At 61.8% G+C, this 20543-nt stretch carries 11 protein-coding genes; all 11 read right to left on the bottom strand.

Annotated features, from left to right (window positions below):
* Nucleotides 1-14: 14 nt before the first annotated feature.
* Complete coding sequence (locus tag CUJ89_RS19800; protein ID WP_114179187.1) at nt 15-2153, bottom strand: type VI secretion system Vgr family protein; 2139 nt, start codon at nt 2151-2153, stop codon at nt 15-17.
* Nucleotides 2154-2286: 133 nt separating this feature from the next.
* On the bottom strand, nt 2287-4152 hold the full coding sequence (gene tssF / locus CUJ89_RS19795; RefSeq protein ID WP_114179186.1) for a type VI secretion system baseplate subunit TssF: 1866 nt from the start codon (nt 4150-4152) through the stop codon (nt 2287-2289).
* A gap of 376 nt (nt 4153-4528) precedes the next feature.
* Entirely contained in the window at nt 4529-5038 is a 510-nt protein-coding gene (locus CUJ89_RS19790) for an OmpA family protein (RefSeq protein WP_114181458.1), read from the bottom strand.
* Nucleotides 5039-5124: 86 nt separating this feature from the next.
* Nucleotides 5125-6393 carry a diguanylate cyclase domain-containing protein gene (locus tag CUJ89_RS19785; RefSeq protein WP_114179185.1) on the bottom strand — a complete coding sequence of 423 codons (1269 nt, stop codon included), beginning with the start codon at nt 6391-6393 and terminating at the stop codon, nt 5125-5127.
* Nucleotides 6390-7088, bottom strand: coding sequence for a YfiR family protein (locus CUJ89_RS19780; protein WP_114179184.1), 699 nt, complete (start codon nt 7086-7088; stop codon nt 6390-6392). Before CUJ89_RS19780 ends, CUJ89_RS19785 begins: the two co-directional genes overlap by 4 nt.
* A gap of 345 nt (nt 7089-7433) precedes the next feature.
* Nucleotides 7434-7718, bottom strand: coding sequence for a hypothetical protein (locus tag CUJ89_RS37745; RefSeq protein ID WP_152036635.1), 285 nt, complete (start codon nt 7716-7718; stop codon nt 7434-7436).
* A gap of 206 nt (nt 7719-7924) precedes the next feature.
* Nucleotides 7925-8377 carry a hypothetical protein gene (locus CUJ89_RS37740; RefSeq protein ID WP_152036634.1) on the bottom strand — a complete coding sequence of 151 codons (453 nt, stop codon included), beginning with the start codon at nt 8375-8377 and terminating at the stop codon, nt 7925-7927.
* A complete protein-coding gene (locus CUJ89_RS19775; RefSeq protein WP_152036633.1) occupies nt 8334-8621 on the bottom strand; it encodes a hypothetical protein in 288 nt (95 codons plus the stop codon). Before CUJ89_RS19775 ends, CUJ89_RS37740 begins: the two co-directional genes overlap by 44 nt.
* 1229 nt (nt 8622-9850) lie before the next feature.
* A complete protein-coding gene (locus CUJ89_RS38555) occupies nt 9851-10984 on the bottom strand; it encodes a hypothetical protein (protein ID WP_236655033.1) in 1134 nt (377 codons plus the stop codon).
* On the bottom strand, nt 10977-19337 hold the full coding sequence (locus CUJ89_RS19770) for a hemagglutinin repeat-containing protein (RefSeq protein WP_236655080.1): 8361 nt from the start codon (nt 19335-19337) through the stop codon (nt 10977-10979). The genes CUJ89_RS38555 and CUJ89_RS19770 overlap by 8 nt, the downstream gene beginning before the upstream one ends.
* A 273-nt stretch (nt 19338-19610) precedes the next feature.
* A complete protein-coding gene (locus CUJ89_RS19765; protein WP_236655032.1) occupies nt 19611-20474 on the bottom strand; it encodes a hypothetical protein in 864 nt (287 codons plus the stop codon).
* Nucleotides 20475-20543: the final 69 nt, after the last annotated feature.

Below are 20543 nucleotides of genomic sequence, written 5' to 3'. Positions count from 1 at the left end.
TGGTTGGGTGCGTGTTATTTGTTGAGATCGATGCGCTGGCCGTTGACCATCACGCCGTCGTCGGTCATCAGGATCACGGAGCCCTTGTGCTCGAGGCGAATGCCTTCGGGCGCGAGCGAGATCGAGCTGTCCTGCACCTTCAGCAGGATGCCGCGCTCGGCCACGTGGGCCTGCGTGCCGCCGCCCCCATCCTTGGCCGGCGTCGTCACCTCGACCGTGGTCGCGGTCGTACTGCGCTTCTCGGCGATCGTCTCGGTCAGGTTGCCCTGCGGAATCTGCTTTTCTTCGCTACCCGTCGCCACCAGGACGGTACGCATCGGCCCCAGCACCTTGTGCGTCTCGCTGTTCTCGACCACGGTGTTCATGTCCTTCTGGGCGTGCATGAAGAATTCCTGCATGCCGTTCGTGTCGGTCATGCGGATCTCGTTCGAGCCCTGCCCCTTGTGCGTCTGGCTCTTGATCCCCATCGTCTGGCCGGCAGCACCGTGGTACGGGTTGCCTTGCTCGCCGTTGAACACGCGGCCCACGATCACGGGGTTGTCCGGATCGCCCTGATTGAACGCGACGAGCACCTCCTGCTTGATTCGCGGAATCGCGGCCGCCCCCCAGCCGTCGCCCGCCCACGGTTGCGACACGCGCACCCACATCGAGTCGGATCCGTCGTTCTTGCCGCGCCGGTCCCACGGGAAGTGCACCTTCACGGCGCTCCCGTTGGTGTAGATTTCCTCGCCCTTGGGGCCCACCACGATCGCCGATTGCGTGCCATGAATCACCGGCTTCGGCGTGCCGCGCGGCGCGCGGTACGGAATCTTCTTCGGCAGCAACGCGAAGCTGTTGCGGTACGGCAGCTTTGCGCTGTGCTGCGTGTAGTCGTTCACCGCCTCGTGACGCACGTGCAGGATCACGTATTCCTGATTGTTCGCGAGGACCGGGTGATTCGCCACGGCGACGGCGCCAGCGGTGGTCATGCGCCACGCGTAGCCGCCGCCGGTATAGCGATGGGCCTGCACCTCCTCGGCCTCCATCGCAAAACGGGCGTAGCGGTTGCCGTCGTCGCCGTCGTCGTACAGCGACTGGTGCTCGAACCGCTCGGTCGCGTCGAGCCGCGCGTGCTTGAGGTTCTGCGGCCCAGCCTCCACCAGCATCAGCGGCGACGATGGATTCTGGTGATTGAAGTCGCGAAACGTGACCTTGCCGACACCGAAGCGCCGGCCTTCGTGCAACTGGTCGATGCCGCTGTCCTCGCTCGCCTCGGTGGCGGCGAACGGCACGGTTGCCAGCCCGTCGATCGGACGGAACAGCAAATTCGTGTCGCCGATCACAAGCATGTGCTTGTCCTTCTCGTAGCGGTGCGTCCAGACCAGCCCCTCCTGCTCCATCAATCGTGCGCAGAAGTTGTAGTAGCTCTCCTGGTACATCACGACGTACTCGAGCGGCTTCTGACTCGTCCGGATATCGAACACGAAATCGGAAAAGCCGTGCTCCTGGAAAATCTCGGTGAGGATGTCCTGCGCGGTCTTGTTCTGGAAAATCCGGCAGTCCGTCGAGCGCGTCAGGAACCAGAACCACGGCACCGCCGTCAGGTGGTACTGCGTGACATTCCCGGGATTGCCGGCGCGGTCGAACGACGCGACGTAACCGTCGAAGTAACGGTCGTTGTCGCCGGTGCCCGATGCCACGACGCGTTCGAGCGTCGACAAGCGCGCCTGCTGATCGAACCGGATCTTGACCTGCTGGCCGATCAGATCGTCGGGGCGGAGATCGTGGCGATGCGACAGCAGGTCGAGGTGGATTTCCGGCAGCCGGTTCACGTACTCGTCGACGACAGCGGCACTCACCAGCAGCACGTCCGGGCCGAGCGGCGTGTCGAGCGTCACGTAGCGATTGAGCTGGGTCAGGCGCGCGGGGTTGGCGGCGCCGTTGATCGCTTCGGCAACCGCGCCGGGCGTCTTGTCCATCAGCGAGAAGCCGGTCTGCGCGAGCTGCATCGCGCGCTGGACGGTATCGACGTGCCCGGCCAGGCCCGCGAGCGGCCCGAGGCTTCCGGCAACACTCGATGCGACCGGGCCTGCCAGGCCGCCGAGCGCGCTCAAGGAGCCGAGCGCACCGCCGCCCAAACCATTGGGAATACCCCCGTTCGGAGCGAAACTCATTCTTGTTCCTTGCTTAGGATCTCAGGTTCCGTGGGCCGGTTGACCGGCCTGAAGCCCCGATAATGTAGGATAAATTTCGACCGCGCGAAAGATACTCGCAAACGTTTCCGTTCAGGCCCTGAAAATCGCAAAACTAGACCAGCGGCTGGGCGCCCGGACGCGGTTGCCCGCGGTAAAGCGACGCGCCGGTATGCGCTGAAAACAGCACAATCTGCACGAAGCTCGTGACAGGAACATACGGTGCGAAGAACCGATCCATCACGTGCGCGAGTCCGCCCAGACTGAACGCGGCGAACCGCTGTTCATCCACCACCAGTCGCACTTCGAGCCCCTGCACGAACGCCGACGCCGGCTTACCGGGCATCCAGCGCCGAACCCGTGCGCTCGACAACGAGACGAGCGCATCGAAACGCCGCCCGGCGTCGACCGAGCATTCCGCCCAGCGTGTGCAAAGCTGCCTCAGCTGGATCGCACCGCCGTTGTCCAGCCGAATCGTCTGCGGCACGAGCAGCGACAGCAGATTCCACAGCTCGCCGTGGCGGAAGGCCGGCGGCCGGCTCCGGGTGGGCCGGTTCAACAGCGTGATCGTTCCCGCCGGATCACCGGTGCACAAGGCCAGCTCGCGTTCCCGCATCCCGGACAGATCGCCCTGCGTGCAGGAAAGCCGGATCGCCAGTTTGCGCTGCCCGGGATCGGCAGGCCGGCCGTCGCGGTCGATCAGTTCCAGTTCAACGCCGTGAAGCAGGTCTGCGGTCTCGTCCGGGGCCGGCACCTGTCCGGCCGGCGTATCGACGGGTGTCTTCGGTGCCCGTCGGGCGTCATCGCGCAACACCGTCCAGTACAGCCCCGGAAGGGTGCCCATGCCATGCTGCAGCGACCGGAACGGCGTCAGGATCGACGCCCCCGCGCCGGAAGTCTGACGAACGGTGTCGATCGACCAGATGCTCACCTGCGTCGCGTTCTTCTGCGCAAGCGGCTTCACCGGGTAAGACGAGCGACCGGCTTGCGTCTCGATCGGCTCGGCGTCGTCCGGGAAAAGGTTGATCGCGGGCGTACAAAACAACCGTACATGTTCGGCTGTCGCGGCGGCCAGACGTTGGGCACGATGAGAGTCCGGATGCACCCCCGCAATCGCCAGGTGCAGCGCGACGCGACGACTGCCGCCGGCGCACCGCTTGAGGAGCCGCATGTCGAGGTCGACAAAGTCGAAGCGTTCCGGAACGGCGCAGTACGCCATCAGCAGGTGAAACGGCACAAGGGCCTCGTTCGGCGGCATATCGAGCAGCGCGTCGCCCGGCTCGAGGCCGACGGCCGAGAATGCCATGTCCGGAAGACGCTTCCAGCGTCCGGAATCGTCTACCTCGGCGAAACCGCGTACGGCAAGAACCAATAGGGCGTCCGTAAGTGCCGCGACGATCTCGCGCGCGCCGGTGAAGTGCAGACGCAGCCTGTCCGGCACGATCGCGAACGTGGCTTCCGGCGCGGTCAGGTCAAACGTGACGGTCAGCAGCCCGGTCGTTTCGGCGGGTAACACCGCGTCGCGCGGTGCGATCGCCGACGTCGCGTAACGCACCGCCGAGACGGTCAGCGGCACAATCGTGACTTCATCCGTCATCCGAAATACTTCCCGACCGGCCGGTGCGATCAGTTGCTCGCCGCTGGCGATGACACGAGGCCCGGTCGGTTTGCCGGTCCGGTCGCCATGAAATTGCGCAATCGCGCAGGAAGGAAACGGGCGCAGGAACGCGCCGTGCAGCGTCTCGAGAAAGCTGTGCGTAAAAGCGGGCACATCATCCTCGAGGCGGATGTCGTGAGACGACGACATCAATGCGAACGACTGCAACAAACGTTCGACGTGCGGGTCTTCCGAATGCTCGCCGGTGATCGCCAGGCGAGCGGCGATTTTAGGAAAACGCTGCGCAAACGTCTGCATCGAACGGCGCAGCAGCGCCAGCTCGCGTTCGAAGTGCGGAAGCAGATCCTTGGGTTCGATGGCCATACACGTTCCGGTCGGCGCCGCGCTAGCCAAATGCCGACGCGACGTTCAAAAAAACTGACGGAACGATTTTACTCAGGCAAATGAAAGCCCCATCTCGAATTAATTGAGCGGCTTCCAATCGCAAATGACCGCTTCAGCCGATGATCCGTCCCGCACGCGGTGAACATGACGATCCGCTGCTTGTGTTGGGCAGACACCCAGTGTGTCTACGTGACGATGATGGCAAACGAGTGACAACCGAGCGCACCGAAACATTTCCGTATCCATATTTTCCGAGCGGACTGGCGGGCTTGCTTGTCGGCAAGTGACCACGCGCAACCGCTGCCGTGAATACGCGATTTACGTCTTCGCCCCTGCCCATCGCCCCTGAGTCCCTTCACCTCGGCGAAACCACAATCGCCGCCCGCCGATTCTGCGCACGTCCTGCCGGCGTCCGGTTATCCCCCACCGGATCGAGCTTCCCTCTCCCCTCGATCGCAATCCGCTTCGCATCCAGCCCTACGTCGACAAGCTCGATCGCCACGACCTCGGCCCGCCGCCTCGACAACTCGACGTCATAGTCATCCACCCCCTCATTATCCGAGTACCCATAGACCCGCACCCCATTAATCCCCGCCGACCTGAGCGTGCGACCAATCCGCTCGACGATCCGCCGCACATCCGGCTTGAGGTTATAGCGATCGAAGTCGAACAGGATCGGTCCGGCCGAGCCGAACTCGAAACCCTGCTGGGTCTCCTGGAACCCAGCCGACTTGAGCGCCGTGACCTGCGTCTGCGTCAGGCCTCGGTGAAGCGGCGGCGTCTTGCAGCCCCCCAGCAGCATGCACAGAAGCAGCGCGCCCCAGACGCACATCCTCCCAATGCTCACAGGAAACGAGTTTTCCATGATCGACCCCTTCGGTTGCGCCCGCGTTGCGCGCGCTTTTTTCAATCCGCTGCTGCGACCTCGCCCACTGCACGAAACGACAAACCTCAAGCCGACCCGACAACCCCTTCAGCCAACTGCCACGAGCCCGGCCGCGCGCGCTTGGCGCGATACATCGCGACATCCGCCGCGCGCAGCAAGCCGCGCGCGTTCGACGCGTGATCGGGATACAGCGCAACGCCGGCACTCATCATGGTGGCCACCATGAGGCCGTTGGACAGCTCGATCGACGGCGCCATGCCGGACAGTATCTCGTCGGCGATACGGCCAACGCTGTCCGCTTCGCGTACGCCCGCCAGCATCACCGCGAATTCGTCGCCGCCCAGGCGAGCGACCAGATCGCCTTCGCGCACTTGCGTGCGCAACCGTGTCGCGATGTCGATCAGCACCGCGTCTCCGGCGTCGTGGCCAAGGCAATCGTTGATCTCCTTGAAGCGGTCGCAGTCGAGATACAGGATCGCAACCCGCTGGCCCGTCACGTCGGCGTCGCAGAGAGCGAGCGCGAGGCGGGACTCGAACTGCACGCGGTTGGGCAGGCCCGTGAGCGCATCGTGCGTCGCCTTGTATTCGAGCGACGCGTTTTCGTCGCGCAGCGTGTTCTGCCAGTCTTCGAATTCGTCGAGCAACGCGTTGAAGTCGTCGCCGAGCTCGTTCAGTTCGGCAATCGCCACGGGCGCGACCCGCCGCGCGAACGCACGCTCGCGCCGCACGGCATGAGCAACGCCGGCCAGCGCGCGCAACGGCGAAACGATGTTGCGCAGCAGACGCTTCGAGCTGACATACGCACCGAACACGCTGACGGCCAGGCAGCCGAGAATGCCGCCGACGCCGCCAAGCAGGAAGCCGAAGAACTCGTGCCCGCGGCCGCGCACGACGACCTGACCGACGACGATGCCGTCATGCACGACGGGGACGGTCACGGGCCCGGGCAACGCAAGATCGGCGACGGCGCGCTCGAGCCGGGCGATGCCGTTCCCGGCAGGCAACTGCCACGTCGCGAATGGCTGGTCCTTGCTGTCCGTGACCACCACCTGCGCCACGTCCTCGTCGCTGGCGATCAGCGCGATCGCCTCGTTCGCAGCGACGCGGTCGCCGAACACGAGCGCCGCCTCGACCGTATAACCGAGCGAGCGGGCCAGCAGGTTCAGGTTGTTGCCGGCATACGCACGCAACGCGATCACGGCGACGACGATCAACGACACGGCGGCCATCGTGACGGCGACGAACGCCAGGCGCAGGTGCGCGCGGCGCAGCACGCTTTGCAGCGTCGGGCGCGGTATGCGCGGACGGGAAACGGGGAGCAAGGGCCGTGTCATGGCGCCCCCGGCCGTCGCGCGAGATTGAGCACATTCGGGTGCACGCGCACGCCGCTGCGCGCCACGGCGTCGAGATTGATGTCGAACGACACGCGTTCGCCGTCGACATTGAGACAGAACATACCGCCTGCGGTGCAGGACGGATCGTGTTCCGAGATCGTCAGGACCGAATGGCCGGCCACTGCGGCTCTCACCCGCGCTCTCTCATCCTCGCTCAGGGTGCCGAGATAGACGATGTCGCAGGCCATGCCGAGCGCGGGATCGTCGAAGCGGACGCGCTGCACGTCGAGCAGCGTCGAGCCGGCCTGCAGCGTGTCGGTCAGGCCGCGTGCGTAGTCGGGCCGGCCCGTCACGCACAGATGCAGGCGAACGGGCGTCGTCGGCCAGCGCGTGAAGCTGATGATGCCCAGCACGACCTGACGCACCGCCGAGTCGTGTGACGAAATGGCGGGATCGGCGGGGGGCGTGGCGGCGACGATGCGCACGGTGTCGGGTGGATCGTCGGCATCGGCGGGCGCCCCGGCGAGTATGGCGGGTGCGGCGCTCAGAACGCAAACGATTGCGAAAAACGCGTGGCGAAGCGAAGCGGTTCGGCCAAGGCGGCCGGACGCCGTCCGCGCGGCCATTGCCGCCGCGCCCGCTGGCGCCGCTGCAGTCGCAAGACTGGCAGCGGACACGCACACTTTCGCATCCATGATGGGAACATCCGCTGGCGTCGGTCCCGACGCTGCCTACTGCCTCCCTCCATGCGCGTGCAGGCACCGAATTACGCGCATGATTCCTTCATCTTAGGTAGAAAGTCGCGTGGGCAACCAGTGGGATACACCCGGGAGAAATGGCGGAAAGTATGGGGAATGGGTGCTGTTTGTGATGATTTGGGTGAGCGCGGTATCCGTCGTCGGTTCAGTACCGATGCCTCCGGATTGATCAGCGGATTGGATGCGCGGCTGTCTCAAACTTCATATGGTCTTACGTGGCGAGCAGATTGTTTTCCAGCTCATCGGGGCCGCCATGCGGATCAACTGTCGCAGAAAAGAGAGTCAAGCTTCGGGACTGAATAGATAAATTCCCACCGCGACGACCACGAAGATCAGAAAAATGACGAGAAATAGATTTCGCCACCCCTTGCGTGTACTTGGAAGATCACTTGCACTCGCGCCCGCTCCTCCGCTGAGAACTTCGAGAGCGATAACCGCTAGTAGCGCAAAAACCATCGTCGCTTTCGCAAGCGCACCGAAGAACAGTTCACTGAAGCGATAAGGCCACGCTGAACGACGAGGCCCGACCGTCGGACGGCGAAATTCTGGATTCTTTTTAGAAAACATATACTTTTACCCAGGTCCACTTGCATTTTTGTCCGCTGGCTCTTGAGCAACTAGCGTTGTCGACGCGCTAGACTCATGCACCCCGTCCATCCTTACATCCATGATGTACATTTGATCTTCGATCTGCTTCGCCGCATTTCCGCCATGCTGATCCGCCACGCAGCTTGCAAGCGTATTTTTTCCGGATGCAATGCAGGTTGAGTCGATCAGTTATCCGATGTCACAGTCGACGGATTGCTAATCGCCGCACGGCCTTTCCATATGGAGATTGCACCGGCTATGGAAAGACTTGCCACCAACACAGGATGCGGGCCAGGTTGCGCTGCTAGCGACAAGGCTGCGATACCTGCGTTGGCCAGGAATACAGCCAATGCGATTCGCCAAACCAGCGTGCTGCAGCGAGTCAGACAGCGAGCAAGCAGAACATATCCAATCACGAAGAACAGAATGTTGACGACTGCATTCGCGGTTACTGAAATTCGTTGTGCTGACGAGGCCTGTGGTGCCAAGCCCAGAGGTATAGCACCGCTCACAGCCATCAGCACGGCAACCACCTGGAGTATTGCGAAAATGTAAAGTGCAACCTGAGCAACCGCAAAATTATCCTTGGGCTCACTATTGTTCGACCATGCTTTGCTCACTTTTTCCTCCTTCATCATCGCTGCCCGATTCGTAGCTCTGACGCGCCTTCTTGTAGCTGTTGTCGAACGGTTTGATCTTCAACATATGCGCCCTACTTGCATATCCACCAACGGCCACGACCCCAAACCCGAACAGCAGTAGAAAACCTCCAAACGGCGCAGGTGGAACGTACTTGTACGCGACAAACATAATTAGAACGCCACCAGCAAGCAAGCAAGCAAGCAAGCAAGCCAGTCCGCATCCATTGTGAAAAGTTTCCATCCTCGATAAATCTTATTTTCATTTCTTACCAACCCGAAAATCAACTAAGCCAACCCATCGTTTATTCAGGGAAGTCCGCACCGTCTGACCTGCATTACGCTACCAAATATGTTCGCGGTCTCGCGTGTCGCCAGCGCCACCTCTAAAGCACGACCTGACAGATTTCCTGCAATCACACCGACAACACCAGATACAGCATACTTACCTACATCCGGCTAAACGATTTTTGCCAGGTGTCAGCTACGGATTGAGCAAACCGAATTCGTTCGCTATCGCTGCTTTCTCCTGAACCACGAAATTCCGACTATAGCTATTGCCGACAACGCCCCTTTATAAAGACACTTTCCACATCCACCGCACCAATAATAATATGAACATTTACTCGATCAAGGCACTCTGGAGTAAATACACAATATAGATACAAACCGAGTACCCAAATTGCGAAAAGTCCAGTAACGCAAATTAACCATACCCCGACGAATGCAATTATCCACTTCATAATCTCTCTTCATAGAGCCTCACCCACCACCATCGCTCTTCGCCCGCAATTCTTCACCATTGCGAAATGGTCAATTAAATCACCCCGCATTAAAATCAGACTGTCATTATTTTATTACTACCGGATTCGGGGCCACACGACCAACGTAAACGCGACAGCCAAAGAAATTCCCCTCACAAGAAGTCCTTTTACGCTCACAGTTTCAAAGACGCCAACCACACCAAGCTTGGCGTAACAGCCGTCTACAAAAGCACAACTCAGATATGCACCGACGAAGTAGATAACACCCATTCCCGGAATACAAATGAGAAGAAATAAACTCAGCGCACGCAATCCTTGACCGATCATGGCCTGCATCTTCCTCGTCATCTTGTCACTCTCGCGTAACTTCTCGTTAAAGCATCACACCCCGGATTCGATCACTACCATTGACTAATGGTCCGCCACGACACACCTTTCAACCTTAAAACGCCAGCGCTCCCCAAATGATGCAATTTCCATCTCCCGCGGACCTATCTCTACTACTTCCGCATATTTATCCAAGCAAGCGCAACGAATACCAAGGAAATAATCGCAGAAGCCCTAGCCACCTCCTTTACGTCATACCATCCCGGAAAATAATCAATCTCATTAAAAAATGAATACATATACGCCCCACCAACCCAGGCAACCGCACATGTAACCGACCATATAAATAACATACGAATTGCAAGCAAGGCTAATCGCCGGATCACTTCCCGCCCCTCCGATCCAACATATGATTGAACATATTTTGCACACCCTCCTGCATCGTTCCGCCCGAGAATGTTGCACCAATTGCGGCAGCATTATTGGGCACAAAGATGTTGTAGCCACTACCAGACCACACACCGCTACCAGCCCAGTTTGTCGAATTACTGATCGTAGGCTTCATTGCGGAATTGATGGCATCACCGGAGATCTTTCCTGCCCCATAGCCGAGTGAACTAAACAATCCACTGGTTATACCCGCACCGACTACACTGTCATTCTTCCCCTGCAAGATATTGTTAAGCGCCGTCGTCGTCGCCCCACCAATCGTATTCACGAATACGTTCCAACCCAACTTACCATACGAGCCAGCTACGCCCGTCGCAAATGCGCCGGCTACATCAACTGGGTTGACCTCGCCATCCTTGCGGTACTGCGCTCCCGCATTGATCCCCGCACTAATCGCTCCCGTCCCAACCGGCGAAGCCAACGATCCCGAACCCAGCAATCCGCCCGTACTAAAAATCGGCGTACCCGACAGCGCCGCGATCGGAGCACCTACCGCGATTCCCACCGCGCCCGCTGCTGCACCCAGCGTGAGCTTCTCGTATGTGCCTTGGATTCCCTTGTCCCGCCCCGCCGAGTTCGCGATCGCCTGACCATTCGGAATATTCATCCCCACGCCATTCGGGTAGTACTTCGCATACATCTCCACGTTCGCCCTCTGCTCCGGCGTCGTATAGAACATATAGCCTGTACCGCTACCTCCATCTGCCAGCAACAGGCCGCGATCTTCACGCAAAAACTTCGCGGCACGTTCGTTCCATTGTCCCGGCGAACCGTTCTGGACCATCATGTTTGCTTGCATCAACAACTCTTGTTCAGCTTGAGCAACGGTCAACCCGTTTTGCTTTGCATAGCTTTCTTTCCTTCGTTCAATCGATGCCCTTTCATCCGGATGCAGTTGGCGATTAAACCGATCCACGCTCGCCCCGGCCAATGCCCCCGTCCCACCCCCAACCACCGCCCCCGCACCACCAGCCAACACATTCGACGCCAGATTCCCCAACAGTTCGTCGACGTTCTTGTTACCAGTCGGCCCAGCATCCTTGATCGATTGAGCGATTTCATTCAATTGCGGCGCGAGCTTCGCCGACAGACCTGCACCCGCTGCCCCGCCAACCGCACCCAAGCCCCCCCCCGGTCAAGCCACCAGTCAATGCGCCACCAGCCATATGCAGTGCCGCCCGATTGTCGCCGCCCTCGGCCCAGTCCTTCGCTTCCTGCTGATACTGAGCCTTAAGCACCGGATCACTCGTGCTATCCGCATTCTTCTGCGCTTCACCGCGCTTCTTATCCGCATAGCTACCGATCTGCTTCGCAATCGTCTCCGCCGCCGCCTGCGTGGCATTGATCAGATCCGACTGATTGCTCAGCACCTGTTGCAGATCCGGCGTCTTGCTGACCGTGCCATTCAGATTCGACGTATCACGCTCCAGCGTCGCAACATCCTGCTTCTGGTTCGCCTGATCCGTGATCGTGATGCCGCCTGCACTGATCGCGCTCTTCGTGGTCGCATCGCTGCTATCGCTCTCGCTCACATAGAGCGGCAAAGCGCCACCCGTGTTCTTCCCGCTCGTCGGCCCATGCGTCGCGTAGTTGTTACCGCCATTACCAACACCACCACCCGCGCTGACTCCGAAACTGCTCGCGTCGTATTCCGAGTGATTCTGAATATCCGAAAACGACAGCGTCCCGGTCGTGAGCTGGTTCTTGTCCAGCGCAGCCGTACTCGCGATATACGCCCCCTTCAGGTCCGTATTGCCCTTGACCGTGACATCAAAGCCACCGTCTCCCGCCTGAATACCCGACTGCTCGTTCACGCCCGCATAGTTGCCGCTCGCGTGGCCGTTCTGCATGCTGACGCTGGCACTCGCGCCGCCCATGCTCGCACTGAACCCGCCACCCGAACTGCTTTGATGAGCAGCGCTCTTGCTCGTATCCTGCACCGACGCAAGATTCAGATTTCCACCAACATCCGCGACAACCTTGTTCGCATTGACGTTCGCCCCGACGATATTGGTGTCCCCGCCGCTGACGATCGTCGCGGTATTGCTCGCGTTGATATGCGTATTGTTCTGCGTCGCCGCATCCGAGTTCGCATCGCCATGCGCCCGCGACATCGACGCCGACACCCCAAACCCGCCCGTGCCATACGAAACACCCACGCTCGAACTCTTCGACTCGTTCGTGCTGCGCGTGCTGTCCGTATCCGTACTGTTGACCAGATTGACCTTGTTCGTCGCCTGCAGCAGCACGTCCTTCGCGGATACGTCCGATCCCTGAATCGTCACGTTGCCCTGTCCGGCGTTCTTGTCACCGGTCGCCACGAACGCGGCCGTGCCACCCGCCCTCACGGTGCTGCCGTTGTTCTGCGTGCTGTCCTCGGTAAACGTCGACTTGCTGTACGACGAACCGAAGCTTAGTTCCACCTTCGCATCGACCTTGCCATTCGGATCGTTCAGCGCCTTCGTCATGTTGCCTGTCGCGTCGACCAGATCGGCCATGCCGCCCGCCGCCGCGATCGCATGCAGCGCCGACGCACGTCCGTCCTTGCTGCCTCCCGCACCCTGCGCCTGCTGATTCACGTTCTGGATCGCATCGATCACCGGCGACTTCACCGCCAGCGTGAAGCCCGAGCTCTTCACTTCGTGGGTTTCTTCGTGATGACGATTCGTCTGCGACGCATCGATCGTCACTTCCTTCGCGATACCCGTCACATTCTTTGCCGCGACGATGTCCGAGCCCGTGACATGAAGCTTGTTGCCGGCCAGCATCGAAACATTGCCGTCTGTGCTGCCGATCAAACTCCCCTGCGAACCCTTGACCGTATCGCGACTGCTATCGATCGTCTGGTTCGTGCCATACGAGATCCCGGCGCCCGCGCTGCCGAGGCCGGACTTCTTCACATCCTTGTAGTGATATTCGTTCGAGACCGTGTCCGCGGTCGTGATCGTCAGATCACGGCCAGCCACGAGGCTCACGTCGTTGGTTCCCGCAATCGTCGCAGCCTTCGCCGTCAGGTCGTTTCCGGCCTGTACGGCGACGGTGTTGCCCGACAACGTCGTACCGATCGCATTGGTATAGCTGCTCGAATCGATCGTGTGCGTCGACTTCGACGACAGGAAGCCGCTCTCCTTCCGATAATGTTCTTCGTTCGCACTCGCGCTCTGTTCACCGGCTTTCAGGTTGACATCGCGCCCGGCACTCACGCCGAGCGCCCCGTGCGCGTTCGCGTAAGCAGCCGTCGCATTCACGTCGCGGCCGGCCACGATCGCCAGGTTACCGCCCGATGCAATCTGCGTACCCGTGTCGATCGACGCCGAGTGTTCCGCATGGTTGCGGTCATCCCACTTCACCGCATCCTGGCTGCTCTGGCGAACCGCATTCAGATTGACATCGTTGTTCGCTGCCAGCACCGCGCCTCCGGTCGTCGCAATCGCGGCCGCGTTGGCATTCAGATCGCGGCCGGCAACAGCCTGCAAGGCGCCCGCATTGATCACCGACACGCGATCGATGCCGGTTGCGCTGCCGCTCTTCGCCGTCGCCGAACTGGTGGTGCTCGTCAGATTGAGGTCGCGCCCGGCCGACAGCGCGACGGCATTGCCTTGAATCAACCCGCCAAGGTTGTTCAGATCCTGGTTCGCACTCGCGAGCACGGTTCCACCCGAAACCGTGCCACTGTTGTCGATCGAATCGGCGCGGATGACGGTCACGTTGCGGCTCGCGATTGTGCCCGAGTTCTTGTATGCACCAGCCGCATCGACCGTGACGTTCTTCCCGGAAACGATCGTGCCTTCGCCAGTCACATCCGCCGCGTTCGCATGCAGATACACCTGCGGCACCAGCACCGTCTGCTGGCTGCCATCCGGCAGCGTCACGGTCTGATTCACGAGCCAGACGATGTCGCTCGTCAGCACGGCCATTTGCGCACCGGTCAGCGCCGTGCCGACGTTCAGCCCGAACTGCTGCGACGCCTTCACCCCGTTCGCCATCAGCGCCTGGTACTGGCTCTGGTTGTCGGTGTAGTCGCCGACGAAACGCTGCCCGGTCGTCTGGATGATTTGTTGCTGAATCAGCTGCTGCTCGTAGAAGCCGTCGCCGATGCGCTTGAGAACAGTACTTGGATCGACCTTGAGCGCATTCAGCATCGTGTCGCTCGACAGCCATTTCCGGTAATCGGTAAAGCGCGGGTCCGTCTCGATCAGGAACTGGCTGCCCGGGTCGGTCGTCACCTGATACAACGCGTTGTTCGGCAAGCGCGTGTTCGGTGTCACCGTACGCACGACGACACCGCCAACATTGGCCTTCACTGCCGAGACGGCCTCGCCGCCGACGCCCGCAATGCCCGCGCCGGTCGACACCTGTGCGCCAACGTCCTTGCCTGCCACCGGCGTCACACCGGTGCCGCTCGCACCCTGCGCAGCCGACGTCTCGGCCGCCACGCTCTTGACCGGATTGGACGGCTTGTTCGGATCGGTGAGCACCACCGGAAGATCGATCGTTTGCGACGGGATGGCCGGCGAGTAATCAGTCGTCGACGATGCGCGTTCGTCACCGTGGAACGCGCCGCCCGACTGCACCCACGTATGAATCGCCTTGCCCGAGCCCGTGAACGTCTCGGTGCCGGTCGCGCCGATGTTCGGCACGTTGTTCGGATGGTTGCCGTCGCCGGCCACGATCTGGCTCTTGTCGTTGACACCGGAACGCGTGTTGATCGTGATATGGCGGCCTGCGGTGATCGTGCCGGGTTGAGACTCGGTGACAACGTCCCTGGTCGATTTGACGTCGACGGTATAGACGGTATAGGTCTGAACGAGCCGGCCCGACACGTCGCCGTTATACGCGGTGACCGCCTGATTGAGGTTCTGGTAGGCGACTACGGTGGCTTTGTACCACTGCTGGAACGGTGCACACGCGGCGTGGGTCGAGGTCAGGCATGATGGGCTCGGCGGCCCGAAGACTGGCGGCTTCTGACCGGTCACATCGGCTTCCGTGGGCGGCTTGATGGCGAACCAATCGCTGCCGACCCCGCGTCTGCCGGCAACCAGTCCAGCACCTGCAGTCATGGCGAATGGCCCCGACGTCATCCATGTCGGATTCGCGTCCGGCGGCGGCGCAACGCCGAGCGTCGCCCAAATGTCAGCCGGGACGGTCCGATACGCACCGGTTTGTGCGGCTGCGCCGTCCACACCAAAGTTGATTGCGGCATACGCCGTGTTATCGATCTTGCCCGCCACACCATTCATCGTGTACTTGGCATACTCGGCGAACGGATACTTGGTCGACGGCAACAGAATGAATTTCTGGTCGTCGTCCAGTGCCCACTGATAGTCGGTGCCCGGATGAATTTCCTGGCTGTTCTTTTGATACAGGTAGACGGTCGACGGATCGATCCTTTCGGTCGAGCCGGGCACCTGGTACCACAACTGGTTGCCGCTGTCGGTGGTGACCGTCGAGGTCTGGAAGTTCGAGTTCAGGTTCTCGAACCGGTTTGCACCGATCGTGATGTCGCGCCCCGCGTCGATCTGCGCACCGTTGTTCGTCACGGTCTGCGCGGCGCCGGTCACCTGACGGTTCACATCCAGTGCACCGCCGATACGAATGTCGTTGCCCGCGTAGAGCAACGCATTGTTCAGGTTCTTGAGCGTTTGCGCGCCGATGTCGAGATCGCCGCGCGACGCGATCACGCCACCCACGCCCTGATCGTTCTGGTCGTTGACGACCGTGTTCGCCCCCACCGCAACGGTGTCGCCGTAGATGCGGCCACCCTCATTCGTGATGGTGTCGCCGGCCGTCACCGTCGTTGCGCCGCCATCGATCAGACCTTCGTTCGTGATCGACTGGTTCGCGTGAACGTTGGTGGCGTGGCCACCGAAAATCTCGCCAGTCGCGCGGTTCCGGATGGAATGGGCAGTCACGTTGGCAACATTGCCCGCCGACAGCGTGCCGCTGTTGTCGAGCACACCGCCGGCCGCGGCCGTCAGATCGTGGCCCGCAACAATCTGGCCGCTGTTGGTCAGGTCGCCTTGCGTCGTCACGTCGACATCGCCGGCCGATTGGAGCTTGCCATCGTTGTCGAGCGTGCGTGTCGAGACCGTCAGCCGCTGACCGCCGTTGATGTCGCCCTGACTATTGACCAGCGTATTCGCCGCGACCAACGTGGCCGTGCCCTTCGACTGGATGCTGCCCGACGTGTTGTCGATGGTCGGTCCGGTCAGTGTCGCATCCTTGTCGGCACGAATCGAGCCGGCGGTATTGTCGATCGCCTGACGTGCATCAAGGACAACACTCGCGCCTTCCATCCCCGCAACCAGACCCGGCACCCCTGCCGTCATCGGCAACGTCGAATGGGCGGTCTGCGCATTGCGAATCGTATCGCCCGTCACCGACAGCGCGCCACTCACGTGCATCGCCCCGCGCGTGTTGTCGATCGTCGTACCGGACACGGTTACATCGCTGTTGCCGCCGATCTGGCCCGCCACGTTCGACACCGTGCCGGCGCTCCGCACCGTCAATGCGCCATCCGCCACGAGCGAGCCCGCATCATTGGTCACGGATGCCGCGTCGAGGGTCGCTGCGCCGCTCGACGAAATCGCGCCGCCCGCATTGCTCAGTGCCCCCGTGGTCAGCGTCACGCCGTGGCCGAGGACCTGGCCGCCGACGGATTGCCCCGCCAGTACGCTGTTGTCGAACGTCTGGCCGTGTGTGTCGATGTCGACCGCGCCCGTAGCCTGCACCAACCCGGACCGGTTATCGAATGCGCCCGAACGACTCGTCAGCGACTGGCTTGCCGCCACGTTGCCGAGCGTGTTGTCGATTGCGCCTTGTCCCGATGCAAGCGTGACGTTCGCGCCCGTGATCGTGCCACCCGAGTTCAGCAACCCGGTGTTGGTCAGCGTGGTATCGCCCGACGCCAGCAGCTTGCCGGCTGCGTTGTCCGTCGTACCGGATGTCGTGACGGACAACGCGCCCGAGACGGAGCCGACGGTGCCGCTGCGGTTCGAGACGGTCTGCGCGGTCGCGGTCATGTCGCGTGTCGTCGCAATCGTCCCGCTCGTATTCATCAACGCGCCCGCTACAGCGAGCTTCGCGGCATCTGCCGAAACCGTGCCTTGTGTGTTGTCGAAGGTACCGGCCTGCGTGTTCAGCGCGCCAGCAGCGACAATCTTGCCCTGCGTATTGTCGAGCGCCTGCGAGACAGTCAACGTCACGTTGCCGGCGGACGTGCCGATCTGGCCGGCATGGTTACTCAGCGTGGCCGCTGTTGCCGACAGACCAGTTGCCCCCACCAGCTTGCCGCCGGCGTTCGACGCCCGGCGGGTCGCGTTCAACGACAACGTATCCGACGACGAACCGATCTGGCCGCCCGCATTGACGAGATCCCCCGTCTGGATTAGCGCGCCGCGCACGGCCGTGATGCTGCCGTCCGAGTTGTCGAGGGTGTCGCTCGCAACGGTGAGCGCATTGGCCGAACTCACCGTCCCGCCGGTGTTCGTCACAGCTTGCGTCGCACGCAGCGTCGTGTCGCCGGCAGCCGATCCGATCGTGCCCGATGTGTTGTCGATACGGTTTGCTGTCAGCGACAAGCCATTGCCGCCGACAACAGCGCCGGACCGATTCGAGACGGCACCCGTCGTCTCGACGGTCAACATATCGGTCGTGCCGATCCGGCCGCCCGAATTCACGACATCGGTTGCGTTGATTCGCGCTGCGTGCGCGCCGATCGATCCGGCCGAGTTGTCGAGATGGGCGGTCTGGATAGACAGATCGTTACCGGACGCAAGCTTGCCGTTTTTGTTGTTCAGCGATTGCGTGACGTCGAGCGACGTATCACCCGCCACGGAACCGATCTGCCCTTGCGCGTTGGAAACCGTGTTCGCAGTCAGCGTGAAGCCGTTGCCACCCGCGATCTTCCCGTCGTCGTTCGACACGCCGCCGGTTGCCGTCAGCGCCAACATGCCCGTCGAGGTGCCGATCTCACCAGCCACGTTCGTGAGGTCGGTTGCAGCAATCAGGGCGGTGCGCGCAAACATCTGCCCCTGGGTGTTGTCGACTGCGCCCGCCGAGTTCAACGACAGTGCGTCCGCCACCAACGTGCCCGATCGGTTCGAAACCGATTGGGCGGTCACGTTCGCGAGATTGCGCGAGTTGATCGTGCCTGCGTCGTTGACCAGCTTGCCTGCGTTCAGCGTCAGGTTCTGGCCGCTCATCGTGCCGGCGACGTTCGACAGCGTGCCATTCGTCGTGACATTGATTGCGCTGGACGCATTCACCGTTCCGTGGTCCAGCGTGACATCGTTCGCGAACAGGTTCACGTTGTTGCCAGCCGCGAGCGTGCCGCTGCTCGTCACGGCCGCCGCGCGCGCGGTAACGGAGCCGCCGCCGACCAGATTGCCCTCGGCATTGGCACCGGCATAAATCCGGCCGCTGTTACCCAGCGAAGTCGCGGCTGTCAGATTCGCGTTGCCGCCCGATGAAATCGTTGCGGCGTTCGACAGTGCCCGGGACGCGTTCAGATCCGTGCCCTGCTTGCTGACAATCGTGCCTTGCTGAACGACGTCGGCGCCATCGATCCGGATGTTCGCCGCCGATTGCAGACGTGCGGTCGGCGCGATCGTCACGTCGCCGTTGTTCGAGACGTGAATATCGCCGGTCAGCGACGTGATGGAACCCGCGTCCCGCACCCCCACGCCGCCCTCGGTCCCGATCATGCGCACGCTATTGGCGAACATGCTGCCCAGCGCCTGCACGTCGATCGCGACGCCCGGCACTGCGCCGGTACCCGCTTGAGCCTGCGCGACGTTGTTCGCATAGTCGACCCGGTTCGCACCGGCCACCGCATTGATCGAATCCGCCCACACCCGACCGTTGATGGTCATCGCACGTGCAATCAGGTCGATCGGGCTGCCGTGGGCATCCAGCCCGGCGCCCGCGATGCCGATCTGCCCCTGCGTGACATTGAAGCCGGCCAACGTGCCGTCCGGATTGAAGGTCGGCACGCCGGTCGTCAGTGTCACGCGCGGAACATTCAGAAAACCGCAACCCGCGCACGTGATACCTGCCGGGTTGGCAATCACGAGATTCGCGCGACGACCCGCGATCTCGGTCGGGCCGAGGAGTTGGCTGGGATTGCCCGACGTGACCTGGTTGACGATCACACGTGCGGCGTTGTTGCCGAGGAACGGGTTGCCCTGCACCCAGCCGGCGAGCTGCGTCTGTGAATTCTGGCCGCTGTTGACCAGCACCGCCCCCTTCGTCCCGACGTTGTATTGCGTGAAGTTGTTCAGCGAGACGCCATTTTTCGGCGCGGTGATATTGACCAGCGGCACACCCGACGCCGAGACGCCGACGACCGGATGCGTCGGCCCGCTGCGGTCGGGCGTGATCGGCAGCGTGGCCCGGGCTTCGGCTACCAGCGGTTGCATGCCGAACGCGCAGAGCGCAGCAAAGGCAGTCGCACGTGCGGCAAACCAGATCGAGATTCCGGATGCCTCCGATGCGGGACGAGCCGGTCGTCGCACGCGAGCGCGTTCGCCGCCCCCGTGCGCCGATGCATGTTCGTCGACGGTCACCAGCATGCCGCGCACGGCATTGAACACCAAGCGAAAGATTCCGGAATTCATGATCGATTTCTTCTTGAAAATACGTCAGGCCGGCGACATCGTTGTTCCGTTGATGCCGCCGGCGGTGCTCACGCGTTACTTGCAGCTCAGCATCGCCAGGCCGTTGACACCACCCACCGTCGGTGCAGGAACGCCATACGACACGACGAGATATGGCGTCGACGCATTCGGTCCGGTGAACTGGGTGAACAGTGACGATCGCTTCGCCTTCGACGTCGACATCGAACCGACCTGCGTGTCACCGCTGAACGTCTGGTTCTTGTCCGCGCCGATCGAGTACTGCAGCGTCAAGGCCGCATGCGCGCCGATGTTGCCGAGAACGTCCTTCTGGCTGGTCACGACAGCGGTCGCACCGCCGAGCGAACCCGGTGCGGTATTGCCGTCCATCGACGTCGGACGCGTTGCGGCCACCAGCGAGCAGTTCAACTGCGTCTGATCGGTCACGCTGACCGTCACCGGGGCACCGACTGCCCAGGCTTGGCCCTGGTTGACGGTGTACGAGCGGCCGGCGGAATCGCTACCCGCTGTCCAGCGGCCGATCGCAAAATCGCCATTGCCGGCGATGTCGGTCACGGTGCCGGTCGACAGGCTGAGGACATCCTTGGTGCGGGGCAGCGTCGTATACGCGCCCGGAGCCTGCGACTTCAGTTGCGAAGCGTCCACGCCGCTCGCCGACAACGTGAGCGACCCGCTCGGGAACGAGCCATCCGCATTCCACGACACCGGCGGCGTAAACACGCTCACCGTCGTCAAGCTGCTCGACAGCGCTTGCGACTGACCTTCCACACGAATGGACGACGAAGACGGTCCGCCCGACGAATTACCGCCGGCCGATGCATCGGTCGATGTAGCGGTGCTTCCGCCATCACCGTCGTCACCACCACACGCGCTCAATCCAAGCCCTGCCATCAACGCAAACATTGCCGTCGCGGCGTGCAAAACGCGCCGCTTCTCATATACCTGCTGCATAGTTCTTTCCTCTTCAACTTGACGATCAACGAAACGCCG

Source organism: Burkholderia pyrrocinia, from assembly GCF_003330765.1.
Lineage (GTDB): Bacteria > Pseudomonadota > Gammaproteobacteria > Burkholderiales > Burkholderiaceae > Burkholderia > Burkholderia pyrrocinia_B.
The sequence above is the reverse complement of the archived record's forward strand: the minus strand, read 5'-3'. Positions and strand labels throughout refer to the sequence as shown.

What these genes read in the sequence shown, in the direction of transcription:
- CUJ89_RS19770 (WP_236655080.1), bottom strand. Translation starts at nt 19,337, where the DNA reads ATGCAACCGCTGGTAGCCGAAGCCCGGGCCACGCTGCCGATCACGCCC.
- CUJ89_RS19775 (WP_152036633.1), bottom strand. Translation starts at nt 8,621, where the DNA reads ATGGAAACTTTTCACAATGGATGCGGACTGGCTTGCTTGCTTGCTTGC.
- CUJ89_RS37745 (WP_152036635.1), bottom strand. Translation starts at nt 7,718, where the DNA reads ATGTTTTCTAAAAAGAATCCAGAATTTCGCCGTCCGACGGTCGGGCCT.
- tssF (WP_114179186.1), bottom strand. Translation starts at nt 4,152, where the DNA reads ATGGCCATCGAACCCAAGGATCTGCTTCCGCACTTCGAACGCGAGCTG.
- CUJ89_RS19800 (WP_114179187.1), bottom strand. Translation starts at nt 2,153, where the DNA reads ATGAGTTTCGCTCCGAACGGGGGTATTCCCAATGGTTTGGGCGGCGGT.
- CUJ89_RS19785 (WP_114179185.1), bottom strand. Translation starts at nt 6,393, where the DNA reads ATGACACGGCCCTTGCTCCCCGTTTCCCGTCCGCGCATACCGCGCCCG.
- CUJ89_RS19790 (WP_114181458.1), bottom strand. Translation starts at nt 5,038, where the DNA reads ATGGAAAACTCGTTTCCTGTGAGCATTGGGAGGATGTGCGTCTGGGGC.
- CUJ89_RS37740 (WP_152036634.1), bottom strand. Translation starts at nt 8,377, where the DNA reads ATGATGAAGGAGGAAAAAGTGAGCAAAGCATGGTCGAACAATAGTGAG.
- CUJ89_RS19780 (WP_114179184.1), bottom strand. Translation starts at nt 7,088, where the DNA reads ATGGATGCGAAAGTGTGCGTGTCCGCTGCCAGTCTTGCGACTGCAGCG.